The organism is Nocardia sp. NPDC059228, from assembly GCF_042754245.1.
Lineage (GTDB): Bacteria > Actinomycetota > Actinomycetes > Mycobacteriales > Mycobacteriaceae > Nocardia.
In genome coordinates, this window is the sequence record NZ_JBHZAL010000149.1 from 1 (window position 1) to 1,168 (window position 1,168).

Sequence of the window (1,168 nt, forward strand, 5' to 3'; positions counted from 1 at the left end):
CGGACATGGTGTCCAGCCTATGTCTCGCCGCTGTCTCCTACCGTCGGTAACTTTTCTCGTCCGCCCCCTACCCATGAGTAAGGAGCTGGCCTACTCTCCCAACAGTGCCAGTGATTACTGGCGCGGTCCGGTGCGGAACTCCGGCGGGAGGCGGCGGCATGGCCAGACACGAGCACGTACGGGTGGCGGTGATCGGATCCGGGTTCGGTGGCCTGGGAGCCGCCGTCCGGCTGCGGCGTGAGGGGATCACCGACTTCGTCGTCCTGGAGCGGGCCGGCTCCGTCGGCGGCACCTGGCGCGACAACAGCTATCCGGGCTGCGCCTGCGACGTGCCCTCGCACCTGTACTCGTTCTCCTTCGCGCCCAACCCGGACTGGCCGCGCGTCTTCTCCGGCCAGTCGCACATCCGCGCCTATCTGGAGCACGTCACCGACACCTTCGGTCTCCGGCCGCACATCCGGCTGAACCACGAGGTGCTGCTGATGCGCTGGATCGCGGACGCGGCGCACTGGGAGATCGAGACCTCGCGCGGGATCATCACGGCGGACGTCGTGGTCTCCGCCACCGGGCCGCTGTCGGACCCCAAGGTGCCGGACGTGCCCGGCCTCGACTCGTTCCCCGGCAAGGTCTTCCACTCCGCGCGCTGGGACCACGGTTACGACCTGCGGGGCAAGCGCGTCGCCATGATCGGCACCGGCGCGTCGGCGATCCAGATCGTGCCGGCCGTACAGCCGGACGTGGCCAGGCTGACGCTCTTCCAGCGCACCCCGCCGTGGGTGCTGCCGCGCGCCGACCGGGCCATCTCCGGCGCCGAGCGATGGCTGCACCGCAAGGTGCCCGCCACCGCCGTAGCGCGGCGCGGACTGCTCTGGGGCATCAGGGAGTTGCAGGTCCAGGCGTTCACCAAGCGCCCCGATGAGCTGGGGCTCGTCGAGCGCGTCGCGAAGGCCAACATCGCGCGGGCGGTCAAGGACCCGGCGCTGCGGGCCAGGCTGACTCCCTCGTACCGGATCGGCTGCAAGCGGATCCTGCTGTCCAGTACGTACTATCCGGCGCTCGCGCGGCCCAATGTGGACGTCGTGGCGTCCGGGCTCGCCGAGGTGCGCGGGTCGACGGTCGTGGGCGCCGACGGAACTGAGACCGAGCTCGACGCGATCATCTTCGGCAC

1 protein-coding gene is annotated in these 1,168 nt (G+C 70.2%); it reads left to right on the forward strand.

From position 1 onward, the window contains the following. Positions 1–158: 158 nt before the first annotated feature. Positions 159–1,168, forward strand: a 1,010-nt coding sequence (locus tag ACFXKA_RS43085) for a flavin-containing monooxygenase (protein ID WP_379431926.1), incomplete at its 3' end; no start/stop codon positions are given.